Genomic DNA, 12,400 nt, shown 5'->3' with positions numbered 1-12,400 from the left:
AAGTTTTTGAATTGCGGCGACGCCGGGAGCGCAGCAGCATGCCGGCCTGGCATCCGGCGCGCCCGCGCGGTTCAAATTTGGTTGCGGCATGAAAGCCGCGTTTACGCATTGAACCAGGAGCTGACATGTTGAATGTTGCCGTGGTCGGCATTGGCAAGATGGGCCTGTTGCACGCCGGCATTATGAACGCCCTGCAAGGGGTCAGGCTGTGCGCCATCGTGGACACCTCGAAATTCCTGCTCGGCTTTGCCCAAAGCCTGAAGCAGGAGGTGGAGATCTACGAAGATTTTCAGAAGATGCTCGACCAGTCCAAGCCCGATGCCGCGGTGCTTGCCACGCCGGTGTTCCTGCATGTGCCGATGGCGAACGCGTGCCTGCAACGCGGCATTCCGTTTTTTCTCGAAAAGCCGTTGAGCCTCACCAGCAGGGAGGCCGAAGCCCTGGTCGCCGGCGTCGAAAAACGCGGGCTGACCACGATGGTGGGCTACATGATGCGCTACGTCGAAACCTTTGCGAAAGCGAAGCAACTGCTGCAAAGCGGTGCCCTCGGCGAGCTGATAACTTTTCAGGCCACGATTTACGTTTCGCAGCTTTTCAAAACCGGCAAGGGCTGGCGCTACAACAAGCAGGAGTCCGGTGGCGGCGTGGTGATCGGCCAGGCCACCCACCTCATCGATTTGTTGCGCTGGTATTTCGGCCCGGTCAGCCGGGTGTCGGCGCATACCCGCAACTGGTACTCGCGCGAGGTGGAAGATTTCGCCCATGCCCATTTCGAATTCGCCAGCGGCCTGACCGGCTGGTTCGATTCCTCCTGGAGCGTGCGCCATCACCGCCTGCTGGAGGTCAGTCTCACGGTGCACGCCGCCAACGGCAATTTGATCGTTTGCGATGACTACGTGAAACTCTACCTGGACAAAGCGGCGGCGGGTTTTCCCGCGGGCTGGACCAACTTCATGAAGCCGGATCTCTTCGAAGGCGTGGAGATCGACCTGGGCGGGCCGCAATACACCCGGCAGGACAGCGCCTTTGTTGCCGCGGTCAAAAACGGCACCCGGCTGGAGAGCGACGTGCGCAACGCCTACGAAGTGCAGCGGATCGTTGACGCCATTTATGCCTCGGCCGCCGGACATGGCGCGCCGGTCTCGCTGTGATTTCACAACGGCAGACGGGCACGAGCAAGCATCAGATTCAGTGTGGCAAGGACAAGAGCATGATCGACAAAATTATACTCGGCCATAATCAGTTTTTTGGCGTGAATCATCTCGAGGCGCAGGCCGGCAATGAACGCGAGGCCTATTTCAGCGAGGCCGCGCGCATTATGGAGATCGTCAATTTTTCCTTCGACCAGGGCGTGCGCGGGATGATGATGTCCACCCATGAACGCGCCTTCGTGGTTGCCGGGGAGATTCAGAAGGACGCCCGCCTGCAGCGCGAGCTGGGCATCTACCTGCTGGTGCCCTACGTTGCCAAATACATCAAGCAGGCCAATGAAAAAGGGCTGGTCAACATCGTGAAGGATGCGCTGAGCGGCACTTCATTGCAAGACAAGCTGGGCATGTTCTGGCGCGGCGGCATGGGCCTGCTGACCAGGGATTTCAAAAAAATTCTGACCGCGATGATAGATTTTGAAGTCGCGCCCTTCGCCTCTCTCAACCTGCGGGCGATTTTCCTGCATGATGTCATGACGGATCTTGCGCTCGGCTGGGAGGTGCCCGAGGTGTTCCAGCTCTACGCCGAGCATGTGCAGGGCAAATACGGCGCGATTCCCGCCTTTTGCACCAAAAATCTCGGCAGGCTGATGCGGCTGCTCGGGCGTGCGGGCATCGACAACCCGCTGATCATGGCCTCGATCAACAAACTCGGGTATCAGGTGAATCCTTCACGTGCCGCCTTCGAGCAGACGCTGCGGGAGCACCGCCTGCAGTTGCTGGCGATGAGCACACTGGCCGCAGGGTATTTGAAGCCCGGGGAAGCCTACGAGTATCTTTTTTCCCTGCCGAATATCGCCGCCGTGGTGGTCGGCGTGTCGAAGAAAACGCATGCCCGGGAAACCTTCTCGATCATTCGCCACTACCAGTCCGCGGGCAAACCGCGCGAGCCGTTGCCGGCGGCGACGCATGAGATGCTGGCGTGAATCATGAACCGCAAGCTGCGTGTGTGTTACTACGGCTCGTATGACTGGAACGAGCCGCACAACTCGACGCATATCCTCGGGATGCAGCAGGCCGGCATCGAAGTGATCGAGTGCAACCGGCCGGCGGCTGCCCGGCGCGACGCTGTGCAGCACTATCGCAGCCTGTGGCGCACGCTCGCCTTCGCCTTCACGTTCATCAAGAACAGTTTTGCACTGTTCGCCAGCCTGTGGCGGCTGCCCGACCTCGATGCGATCGTGGTGGGCTATCCCGGCTTTTTCGATGTGCCACTGGCCCGGCTGATCTCCCGGCGCAGGGGCATTCCGTTGCTGTTCAACGTTCACATCTCGCTGTACGAGACGCTGGTGAGCGACCGCGGTTATTTCAAAGCCGGCTCGCGGATCGCCTCGTTGCTGAAATGGTATGACCGCTTTCTGTTTCGCTGCGCAACGGTGGTGTTGACCGACACCGCGGCACATGCGGGCTATTTTGCCCGCCTTTACGGCCTGCCGCGCGAGAAATTCCAGCGCGTGTTCATCGGCGCGGACCCCGTCTACGCGCCGCGGCCGCCGCGGCCGCAACAGCCGCCGGGGTGCACGGTTTTGTTTTACGGCACCTTCATTCCCCTGCAGGGGATCGAATACATTGTGCAGGCGGCGCATTTGCTGCGCCAGCACGCCGGCCTGCGCTTCGAGATTATCGGTCGCGGCCAGACGCAGGAGCAGGTGCACGCCCTGGCCGAAAGGCTCGCGCTTCCCAACCTCACGTTCATCGACTGGGTGAGCCGTGAGGAGCTGGTGCAACGCATCGCCGATGCCGACATCTGCCTGGGCGGGCAGTTTGGCCTGACCCCGAAAGCCGGTTTGGTGATCGGCTACAAATGTTTTCAGATGATCGCAATGGGCAAAGCCGTGATCGTGAGCGATTCGCCCGGCAATCGCGAGCTGCTGCAGCACGAGCGTGACTGCTTGATGTGCGCACCGGGCAATCCCGAGGCGCTGGCGGCCGCCATTCTGCGGTTGCAGCAGGACGAAGCCCTGCGCCGCCATCTGGCACAGGAGAGCCGGAAGACCTTCGAAGCGCACTGCAGCCTGCGGCAGATCGGGGAGGAATTGGGTAAAATCGCCACCAGCGCGCGCGCGGCCCTTGCGGCGCCACCAGCCCCGCGCCGGACGGCGGCACAACCTTTCGTTCAACAAGCCGGGTGAGCTTCTCATGTTGCTGCGCGGCACCTTTCTGCTTCTCATCGGGCAGGGACTGTTTCTCGCCTGCGGTTACGGCATCAGCGTGGTGCTGGCGCGCTGGCTGGGCCCGCAGGAGTACGGCGTGTATGGCATCGTCTACTCGCTGCTCATGGTGTGCGAGCTGTGCGTGGTGGCCGGCATTCCCAATGCGCTGCAGCGTTATGTCGGCGAGGACCCCGGCAGGGCGGGCGCGCTGCACCGTGTGCTGCTGCGCTGGCAGTTGGGTTACACGGTCGTCGCGTGGGGCGCGGCACTCGCCGCGGCGCCGCTGCTCGCCGGTTTTTTCAATGATGCCCGGCTGGTGCCGCTGCTGCAGATCGCGCTGTTCGATGTCCTGTTCTTCAGCTTTTATTGGTACTATGCCGGCATGTTGATTGGCCAAAAGCATTTCGGCCGGCAGACACTGGTGGCGGGCACGTATTCGGTGAGCAAGTTTCTCTTCACCGCCGGTCTGTTGTGGGCGGGATTCGGGGTGGTGGGCGCCCTGGTCGGCAACATCCTCGGCTCCCTCTGCGGCCTGGTGCTGGGCTGGTGGTGGACCCGTCTGCCCCATGACACCGCCGCGGTTGACCGCAGGGGATTGCTGCACTTCATCGTGCCGAACATCCTCTATTCGATCGGCGTCAATTTGTTTTTCTACATCGATCTTTGGGTCGTCAAGTATCATCTCTCCGGCACGGTTGTCGGTTTCTACACTGCCGCGTCCACCATTGCGCGCATTCCCTATTCGTTCGCGATCGCGCTCACCGGTGCACTGTTGCCGGGGCTTTCCCATGCCGTGGCCCGGCGCCAGCGCCTGGAAAGTGAACGCCTCATCCGGCAGGCACTGCGCCTGACCCTGCTGGCGGTGCTGCCCCTGCTGGCGCTGGTGTCCTCCTCGGCGGACGCGCTGGCGGTGTTGTTCTTCGGCGCAGCCTATGCCGGCGCCGGAGAAATCCTGCGCCTGCTCATGGTGGGGTTGTCGCTTTATGCCGTTTTCATGGTGATCAACACCATGGCGATGGCGGGCGGCGGCATGAAAGTCTGCACGCTGATCGTGTTCGTGCTGCTGCCCGTCGATCTCGCGTTCAATTTGTTCGGCGTGCCGCGTTGGGGCGCCACGGGCGCAGCCCTGGCCACCACCGCAACCCTGCTGCTCGGCGTGCTGGCGAACACTTATTATGTCACCCGGTTGTTCGGCATTGCACTGCACGCCGCCCCTCTGCTGCGCGCCGGCGCGGCTGCCGTGCTCGTCTTCGCGCTTTCCGGTTGTTTTCCCACCACCAGCCCGTGGGAGTTGCTGGTCAAGTTTGCCGCGTTGCTGGCAGGGTATGTCGTTTTGCTCCGGTTGTTCGGTGAGATCGATCGCGAAGACATGATGAAGCTCCGGGCCATGGCCGCGGCCCGCTTCGCCCGGTCCAAGCCGCAGCCGGAGGCTGCGCGTGTTGCCGTGGTCTCTTCTCCGGCGGCCAAGGGAGGAGCATGACCGCCCTGCCGGAAAAATCGCGACACTTGTTGTGCGTGTCCTATCATGCCACCGTGCCGCACAACACCGGCGCCAATGTGCGCATCGTGAACCTGCTGCGCCATTTGTCCGCGTTGCACCCCATCCTGTTGGCACCCGCGCCGCAGGAGCAGGAGCTGCCGCATCGCGTATTCGTGCCGCGGCAGGCGCCGCCTTTCATCCGGCAGACGCTCGGTTTCAATCCGGCGATTTTGGGATGCTATGGCGCGGCGGTGTTCGCACGCGCACAGCAGGCGCTCACCGGACTGGAGATTGCGGCGGTGCAATGTGAGCATCTCTGGTCGTTTCCGCTGGCCTGGCGGCTGGCGCGTGCCCGGCGGGTGCCGCTGATTTTGGTCGAACACAACATCGAAGTGGTTTACGTCGAGCGTGCCTACCGCCTGCCCCTGCTGGCGCACCTCACGGCGCGGATGGAACGCCGGGCACTGGCAGCCTGCGACCGCGTGGTGGTGTGTTCGGAAGTCGATGCGCGCCTGTTGGCCGAGCGCTTTCACACGCCAGCGGAAAAAATTTGGATCGTGCCAAACGGCATCACTCTGCCTGCACCGCGGCGGGAGGCACCGGCGGCGGCCTTGCCGGAACCACTGCGCGGCAAAAAACTCGCGCTGTTTCTCGGCAAGACCGACTATCCCCCCAACGCCGAAGCCATTCGCGTGCTGCGCGAAGAGCTGGCGCCGCGCGCACAATCCCGCGATCGTGACCTGGTGTTCGTGGTCGTGGGCGGGCCGCAGCAACCGGACTACAGCCGCGTCGGGCAGGGGCTCGCCTTCACCGGCTTTGTGGATGACCTGCAGCCCCTGCTGCAGCACGCGACCGTTTGCATCGCACCGTTGCGCTCCGGCTCCGGCACGCGCCTGAAGATTCTCGAATATGCGGCGCATGCCCGGCCGATCGTCGCCACCAGCGTGGCCGCGGAAGGCCTGAATTTTGTGAAGGGCAGGGAAATCGTCATCGCCGACGATTGGGACGAATTCATGCAGGCGATCATGCAGATGGTCCAGGGCACGATCGATGGGCAGGCCATGGCGCGCCGGGCGTATCGCAAGGTGGCGGAAGAGTATCAATGGCAAACCATCGCCGCACAATATCAAAAGCGGCTGCTGCAGTTGCTGCCTGGCCGGGGAGAATGTTCGACTGCCGGCACCGCCCCCGACAACTTGCCGCCGGCCGCGATGAACGCGTCGCAATGAAGCGCCGGCACCCGCGGTTGCTGCCGGGAGGGAAACAGACTGACGTGCAAAACACCTGATTATGAACCATCTCGACAAAAATCCGCTTTCGTTGACCGCCCTGTTGCTCCTGGCTGGTTGCTGCGGACTGGGCGCATTCCTCCGTTTTTATCAGTTGGCAGTGCCCAGCATCTGGATCGACGAGCTGAACCACTATTATGCCGCGCAATCGCTCAACGCAAACGGCCGGGCAGTTTTCCCCTCGGGCGAACCCAATGAGCGCGCGCTGTGGTATTCGAAGCTGGTGAGCCTGTCCTTTCGCCTGTTGGGGGAGGGTGAGTTCAGTCTGCGGTTGCCGAGCGCGCTGTTGGGCGTGCTGGGCATCGCCGCCGTGTTCTGGGTTGCCCGGCGCTTCTTTGGCGGGCAAACGGCGCTGCTGGCTGCGCTCTTCACCGCGATCTCGCCCTTCGCCATCGGGTGGTCGCGTCTATCGCGCATGTACACCCTTTTTCAATTGCTGTTTCTGCTGGCAAGCTACGCCTTTTATCGCGGCTTCGAGAACGATGCCCGCGGCCGTTTTGCGGCATGGCAACACAAGCTGGTGCCGGCGGGCCGGTTGCAACGTTTTCTGGACCGTTGGAATTTGAATCTGTTTTGGCTGTTGACGGCCGCCGTGCTGCTGTGGTGTTCCTTTCAGGTGCATGATCTCACCGCGCTGTTTATGGCGGGTGTGCTGTGCTATACCGGCCTGCAGTCCGTGGTGCACTGGCGGCAGCAGGGCGTGACGGCCATGGTGCGCAGCAAATACTTCATCACCTTTTGGCTGCTGGTTTTCGTGCCGCTGCTGGCGCTGCTGGCACTGCCCTCGCTGCGCGCTTTCGTCGATTATGCCCTGGGTTTCATGCCGAAATGGGCGGAGGGTACGCGCTTCCAGCGGCGCATGCTGCTGGTCGATTTTCTCTTCGATCACTATCAGTTTCCTCTGGGGCTGTTGTTCGTGATCGGCGCCTATCAAATTCTCGGCCGCGCCCACCGCGCCGGCCTCTATGTGCTGTCGCTGTTTCTCGGCACCCTGTTGCTGTTCATGACGGTGTTCGCGTACCGGCATTTTCAATACCTGTTTCATGTCTATGGATTCTTCATCATGGTGTGTGCCTTTGCCTTTGCGAACCTCATGCACCAGGAAGCTGAGACCATCCGGCAGCGCTGGTTTGCGCGGACGCGACTGCGGCCGGGGCTGGTGAGCGCGATCATTGCCGGCGTTTTTCTGGCCTGGCTGCCGCTCACCCCCGCGGTGCGGCTGGCGCGCGCCATTCCCTTCAGCCCTGATGGCAGCTTCAACGGCGCGATGTACATGGAAGAATGGCGCGAGGCCTGCCGCTTTGTGCGCGAACACAGCGACAGCACCGATGTGATCATCTCCACCGACGCGCTCGGTACGCTGCATTATCTCGGCCGGGTGGATTATGATCTCAATTTTGCCGATCTTGATCTGGCACTCGAAAACCAGCTCCGCGACGCCGCCGGGGAACCGTTCGATCTCTACTCGGGCAGACCCTTCATCAAAGACCTGGCGCAGTTGCAGCAGGTGACGGCGCAGGGCCGGACGGTTTGGATGCTTGGCCAGCACTACAAGCTGCTGGAGGCGCCGGTGTTCGTGCCGGTGCCGCTGCGCGAGTTCATCCTCTCCCATTTTGAGCGCACGCTCACCACCGCCAACAATACAGTGCTGGTTTATCGTTACCCGCCCCGTCCGGTGGGTGAGGCGCAACTGGATAGGCAATTTTGAACAGATGGAACACAGGAAAGTCAGTGGATCGCTTATGAATCTGGCCTTCATGGGAATTCGGGGGATACCGGCAAACTATGGGGGCTTTGAAACTTTCGCGGAACAGGTTGCTACGCGACTGGTGAAACGCGGTCACCAGGTGACGGTTTATGGCCGCTCGAACAACATCAAGTACCGCGATCCCTACTATCACGGCGTGCGGTTGATCATTCTGCCGACCATCAGCCATAAATACCTCGACACGGTGGCGCACACTTTTCTGTGTGCCTGGCATGCCGCGCTGCGGGAAAAGTACGATGCCATCCTGGTGTGCAACAGCGCCAACGCGATCTTCTGCCTCATCCCGCGTCTGTTTGGTCAGAAGGTCGCGATCAATGTCGATGGCCTGGAATGGCAGCGCAAAAAATGGAACAAGCTCGGGCAATGGTACTACAAGGTCTCGGAATGGCTGGCCACCAAGCTCGCCGATGTGGTGGTGACCGATTCGAAGTTCATCAAGAAGTATTACCTCGAAAAGTTCAAGCAGGACTCGGTGTTCATCCCCTACGGCGCGCCCACCACCAAGGTGCCGGCCAATGACACGCTCAGGAAATACGGCCTGCGTCCACAGGAGTATGTGCTTTATGTCAGCCGGCTGGAGCCGGAGAACAATGCCCATTTGGTGGTCAAGGCGTTTGAGCAGGTCAAAACCGACAAGCGGCTGGTGGTGGTCGGTGACGCACCCTACAGCAGCGAGTATATTCGCGCGCTCAAATCCACCAGGGATCCCCGCATCATCTTTACCGGCTATGTTTTCGGTCATGGCTATCAAGAATTGCAATCTAATGCCTATTTCTACGTGCAGGCGACCGAGGTGGGGGGCACCCATCCGGCACTGCTGGAGGGCATGGGATTCGGCAACTGTGTGCTGGCCAATGATGTTCCCGAACATCGCGAAGTGCTCGAGGATGCCGGTTATTTCTTTTCCACCACGCGCAACGGCGACCTGGCCGACAAGATGCAATACCTGCTGGATCATCCCGAAGCCGTGGCTGCAGCCGGAAAAAAGGCGGTGGAAATCATCAAGCGCGATTACACCTGGGAACGGATCACGGAAGATTATGAGGCGCTTTTTCTTCGCATGCTGGGAAAGAAAAAGTGAGCCGGCTGCCGGCGTGGCGCCCGCACGCACCCGCCCCGCAGGTTGTTGCTTGACGGAAGCCCATGAACACAACACAAAAGTCGAGGGATTGGCCCTTTCTGGGTTTGTTGGCAGCCGCGCTGCTCTTTCGGCTGTTGCTCCTGCGTTTTCGCTTCGCCATCGGCTGGGATGAACCGCATTATCTGAATCTCGCGGCCAATTTCGCCACTGCCAACTTTCACGGCTGGCTGCATCCTTTTTGGTCACCATTGTATCCCGCGCTCAGTGGCTTGCTGAGCCTGCTGGTGCCGGATCTGGAAGTGGCCGGTCGGCTGGTCAACATTATTTGTGGCGGGTTGCTCCTCTGGCCGATTTATCGCCTGGGGGTTGATCTCTTTGGCCGAAACAGTGCCAGGGGGGCCGCGGCGCTTGTGGCCTTCTATCCGCCTTTGGCGTTCGGTGCCACCAGTGCTCTGGCCGAACCCGTTTACATGCTGTTTGCCACACTGGGTTTATGGTGCGGCTGGGAAAGTCTCAAACGCGACTCGGCAAGACGTGCCCTGCTTGCCGGTTTGTGCTGGGGGCTGGCCTATTTGACCAGGCCGGAAGGCGTCGGCTTCCTGCTGGTCTTTGTCCTGTTTGTAACGCTGTTGACGGTCGGGGACTGGTTCCGGGCGCGGCGCCTTGGCGTGATGCGTTTGGCCGTGGTGGCCGGCAGCGCCTGGCTGCTGGCCGCACTGCCCTACATTTTTTACCTGCATGGTGAAACCGGCCGTTGGACGCTGAGCGCCAAAGGCGCGGCCGTGCAGCAACTCGAGGCGCAATATTTCGCGCCGGGCAAGCTCGGCACCTTCGACACGCTTTCGGAAGACAATCGCGTTTATCCCAACGACCAGATTTATCATGATGGTGATTTTGTGCAGGCGGCCGCCAGGCAGGGCGGACTGCCGATCCAGAATTCGCCGGCACTGCTGGTGCGGAAATATGCAACCCACCTCCATCGCCTGACCCGTTCGGAGCTGCCGGCGATCTTCTCCCTGGGTTTGCTGGTGCCGTTTGTCCTCGGCCTGTTTGGCAGCCCCTGGCAGCCGGCGCAGGCACGACTGAGCTTTTATTTGTTGAGCTGCCTGGGATTCTTCTGGTTCATCGTCGTGCCGCTGTTTCACATCAATGAACGTTATTTGATCGCGCTGTTGCCGGTCGCGATAATTTGGGCCGGCCATGGGCTGGTGCTGCTGAAAGACTGGCTGGTAGCAGGGTTGTGCCAGAGCCGGCGGGGCGCTCGCTGGAGCGATGCCGGCCGGCAGCGTTGCGCCTGGAGTGGCGTGCTTGGTTTTGTCTTGTTCTTCGGTTTTGGGACCCAGCTCGGCAGCATCGTGCAGCGGCGCGCACTGGATACCGATTTTTGGAGTGAGGCCGTTGAGCTTAAGCAGGCGGGGAAATGGTTGCGCCGGCACACCAGTAAGACGCCGGTGCTGATGAGCTACAACAAGGCGGTGAACTTCTACGCCGGCAATCATAACATTCGTTCGGGCGCCACCTTTTCGCAAAACGAATGGCCGCGGCTCGTGCAATATGCCGGGTATCGCGGCGTCACCCATGTGGTATGGGCGGAGCGGTATGCCGCGCACTTTCCCAACCTGCAGCAGTTGAACGAGCCCGCGACCGCGCCACCGGAGTTGCATGCGATCTACGACCAAAGCCCGGCCCCCGGTTTGCGAACGATCATCTACCTTTTTGAACCGGCCGTTGACCGCAGCCCCGCAGCGCGGCCGGAAGAGTCGCCCTGAGCCGGCGAAGTGGTTCAGGGGGGAATTTTTATACGGCCCGAACCGGCCAGGGGGCAACTCCCCGCGCGCGTGATGTTCCCCAGTTCAGCGAGACAGATGCCTATGAACCCTTCAATTCCGTCCGTGCAGCGCGACACCGGTCTCGGTAATGGCACCGGCTCCACCACCGCGGAAAACAGCGCCCGCATTGGCCGTGCGCACGACACCGCCGCCCGCGGGAGCGTCCGCTATTCCATCGTGCTGCCGGTTTACAATGAAGAAGAAAATCTCCTGCAGATTTATCAGCGTTTGACCAGGGTGTTGAGTGCGCTTGGAGAGCCTTATGAGATCATTTTTGTCAATGATGGCAGCCGCGACCGCTCGCGGGAAATCCTGCGCAGTCTGCATCAACAGGATGCGCGGGTCAAGCTCGTGAGTTTTACCCGCAATTTCGGCCATCAGACAGCGGTGAGCGCCGGCCTGGATTTCGCCGCCGGCGACGCGGTCATTGTGATGGATGCAGATTTGCAGGATCCGCCCGAGTGCCTGCCGCAGTTCATTGCCAAGTGGCAGGAGGGCCATGACGTGGTGTATGCGATTCGCACCAAGCGCAAGGAGAACATTTTCAAACGCGCCGCCTACGCCCTGTTTTACCGCCTGATCAAGCGCATCGCCGATATCGACATTCCGCTGGACAGCGGCGATTTTTGCATCATGGATCAAAAGGTGGTGCGGGTGATTCGCTCCCTGCCGGAGCGCAATCGTTTTGTGCGCGGCATTCGCAGTTGGGTCGGCTTCCGGCAAACCGGTCTGGCGTACGAGCGGGATGAGCGGTATGCCGGCAGGACACATTACACGCTTTATAAATTGCTCACACTGGCGCTCGACGGTTTTGTATCCTTCTCCCACGCCCCGCTGCGCATGGCTGCGATTTTGGGCTTTCTCACCTCCGGCTTGTCATTCGTGATGGCGCTGGTGCAGCTCTACCGCCGTCTGTTCGTGCCCAGCTCCTACGTGCCGGGTTTTGCCAGCATCATCATCACCGTGCTGTTTTTGGGAGGCATTCAACTGATCACGATCGGGATCATTGGCGAATATTTGGGGCGGATTTTCGACGAGGTCAAGCGCCGGCCGCTGTATTTGGTCGACGAAGTGCTGGGTCTGGAAGACCGCAATCGTTCCGCATCTGCGTGAAACTGTCGGTACGTTGCCAGGGCAAGCAACAGTAGTTTCTCAAGTTACCTTTCCGATGCTTGCACAGCGCTTTCACGAAACCCGCTCTTGTAGGTGACATGAGCAAAACCTCCGCAAACCTTATCTTCCTGATCTCGATCGCCACGACGATCACCGGGCAGTTGCTGCTGAAAAAGGCAACCACGGCCCAGCGGCTGACTTTTGACCCAAACCAGTTGTTGACGACACTGCTAGGTTTGGCGCTCAATCCCTACCTGCTGGGCTGGGTGTTGAGCGCGGGTGTCAGTGCGGCCCTGTGGATTTTTGTGGTGTCGCGCTTCCAGCTCAGCATGGCCTTCCCCATCTCCACCACGCTGAGCTACATTCTCATTCTGGTGCTCTCCTGGTGGCTGTTCGACGAACCCATGACGATCACCCGGTGGATCGGGGTGGGATTGATGAGCGCGGGAATTTTCATGACCTATCAGAGTTGAGCCATG

The 12,400-nt window shown here is 60.8% G+C and carries 10 protein-coding genes; all 10 read left to right on the top strand.

What is annotated here, in order from left to right; all coding sequences use genetic code 11:
* Positions 1–125: 125 nt before the first annotated feature.
* The 10 genes from ONB52_13465 to ONB52_13420 all read left to right on the top strand — a co-directional run bounded on the left by ONB52_13465 (position 126) and on the right by ONB52_13420 (position 12,394).
* Positions 126–1,151 carry a Gfo/Idh/MocA family oxidoreductase gene (locus ONB52_13465; GenBank protein ID MDZ7417145.1) on the top strand — a complete coding sequence of 342 codons (1,026 nt, stop codon included), beginning with the start codon at positions 126–128 and terminating at the stop codon, positions 1,149–1,151.
* 59 nt (positions 1,152–1,210) lie between these two features.
* Positions 1,211–2,134 carry a hypothetical protein gene (locus tag ONB52_13460; GenBank protein MDZ7417144.1) on the top strand — a complete coding sequence of 308 codons (924 nt, stop codon included), beginning with the start codon at positions 1,211–1,213 and terminating at the stop codon, positions 2,132–2,134.
* A 3-nt stretch (positions 2,135–2,137) separates the two neighbouring features.
* Positions 2,138–3,340 carry a glycosyltransferase family 4 protein gene (locus ONB52_13455; GenBank protein ID MDZ7417143.1) on the top strand — a complete coding sequence of 401 codons (1,203 nt, stop codon included), beginning with the start codon at positions 2,138–2,140 and terminating at the stop codon, positions 3,338–3,340.
* A 7-nt stretch (positions 3,341–3,347) separates the two neighbouring features.
* A complete protein-coding gene (locus tag ONB52_13450; GenBank protein ID MDZ7417142.1) occupies positions 3,348–4,841 on the top strand; it encodes an oligosaccharide flippase family protein in 1,494 nt (497 codons plus the stop codon).
* Positions 4,838–6,070, top strand: a complete 1,233-nt coding sequence (locus ONB52_13445; protein ID MDZ7417141.1) for a glycosyltransferase family 4 protein — start codon at positions 4,838–4,840, stop codon at positions 6,068–6,070. The genes ONB52_13450 and ONB52_13445 overlap by 4 nt, the downstream gene beginning before the upstream one ends.
* A gap of 160 nt (positions 6,071–6,230) precedes the next feature.
* Positions 6,231–7,838 (top strand): glycosyltransferase family 39 protein, encoded by a 1,608-nt coding sequence (locus ONB52_13440; protein MDZ7417140.1) that lies wholly within the window; start codon positions 6,231–6,233, stop codon positions 7,836–7,838.
* Positions 7,839–7,872: 34 nt separating this feature from the next.
* A complete protein-coding gene (locus ONB52_13435) occupies positions 7,873–8,979 on the top strand; it encodes a DUF1972 domain-containing protein (protein ID MDZ7417139.1) in 1,107 nt (368 codons plus the stop codon).
* A 62-nt stretch (positions 8,980–9,041) separates the two neighbouring features.
* Positions 9,042–10,748: a glycosyltransferase family 39 protein gene (locus tag ONB52_13430; protein ID MDZ7417138.1), complete on the top strand. Its 1,707-nt coding sequence runs from the start codon at positions 9,042–9,044 to the stop codon at positions 10,746–10,748.
* A 102-nt stretch (positions 10,749–10,850) separates the two neighbouring features.
* Complete coding sequence (locus ONB52_13425) at positions 10,851–11,921, top strand: glycosyltransferase family 2 protein (protein ID MDZ7417137.1); 1,071 nt, start codon at positions 10,851–10,853, stop codon at positions 11,919–11,921.
* Positions 11,922–12,019: 98 nt separating this feature from the next.
* Positions 12,020–12,394, top strand: coding sequence for a hypothetical protein (locus ONB52_13420; GenBank protein MDZ7417136.1), 375 nt, complete (start codon positions 12,020–12,022; stop codon positions 12,392–12,394).
* The last annotated feature ends 6 nt before the right edge of the window (positions 12,395–12,400 follow it).

The sequence above is a fragment of the candidate division KSB1 bacterium genome (assembly GCA_034506255.1).
In the GTDB taxonomy this organism is placed as follows: domain Bacteria; phylum Zhuqueibacterota; class Zhuqueibacteria; order Zhuqueibacterales; family Zhuqueibacteraceae; genus Coneutiohabitans; species Coneutiohabitans thermophilus.
The sequence above is the reverse complement of the archived record's forward strand: the minus strand, read 5'-3'. Positions and strand labels throughout refer to the sequence as shown.

Bases quoted from the DNA above. Each gene is read 5' to 3' on its own strand.
- ONB52_13430 (MDZ7417138.1), top strand. From the start codon at position 9,042: ATGAACACAACACAAAAGTCGAGGGATTGGCCCTTTCTGGGTTTGTTG.
- ONB52_13465 (MDZ7417145.1), top strand. From the start codon at position 126: ATGTTGAATGTTGCCGTGGTCGGCATTGGCAAGATGGGCCTGTTGCAC.
- ONB52_13455 (MDZ7417143.1), top strand. From the start codon at position 2,138: ATGAACCGCAAGCTGCGTGTGTGTTACTACGGCTCGTATGACTGGAAC.
- ONB52_13435 (MDZ7417139.1), top strand. From the start codon at position 7,873: ATGAATCTGGCCTTCATGGGAATTCGGGGGATACCGGCAAACTATGGG.
- ONB52_13445 (MDZ7417141.1), top strand. From the start codon at position 4,838: ATGACCGCCCTGCCGGAAAAATCGCGACACTTGTTGTGCGTGTCCTAT.
- ONB52_13460 (MDZ7417144.1), top strand. From the start codon at position 1,211: ATGATCGACAAAATTATACTCGGCCATAATCAGTTTTTTGGCGTGAAT.
- ONB52_13425 (MDZ7417137.1), top strand. From the start codon at position 10,851: ATGAACCCTTCAATTCCGTCCGTGCAGCGCGACACCGGTCTCGGTAAT.
- ONB52_13450 (MDZ7417142.1), top strand. From the start codon at position 3,348: ATGTTGCTGCGCGGCACCTTTCTGCTTCTCATCGGGCAGGGACTGTTT.
- ONB52_13420 (MDZ7417136.1), top strand. From the start codon at position 12,020: ATGAGCAAAACCTCCGCAAACCTTATCTTCCTGATCTCGATCGCCACG.